General features: G+C 46.3%; 1 protein-coding gene. It reads right to left on the bottom strand.

The features are described 5' to 3' along the window. On the bottom strand, nt 1-287 hold a 287-nt coding region (locus ACW9HX_RS29185), incomplete at both ends, for a hypothetical protein (RefSeq protein ID WP_457383225.1).

The raw sequence follows: 287 nt of genomic DNA, 5'->3' as shown, positions 1-287 counted from the left end.
CCGTAAGGTCACCAGCACCTGAAGCTGGCGTGTCTACCAATTTCACCATCTGGGCTTCATCTTCAGCGTTGCCGCTGTTGATGTGGCGCACTATACGGAGCGTCTTTTGATCTGTAAACCCCTGATTTGATTTTAATAAATCAGTTTTAAGAAAATGACGGCTTAGAATGCAAAAAACCCGCTTTCGCGGGTTTTTGTGTGAGTCTTGAAACTGATCTAGTCTCAAACTCGAAATTGGTGCCCAGAAGAAGACTCGAACTTCCACGACCGTAAGGTCACCAGCACCT

This window comes from Pseudomonas sp. SDO52101_S400, assembly GCF_054071635.1.
Note: the sequence above shows the minus strand (reverse complement) of the source record. Positions and strands in the feature narration are given on the sequence as shown.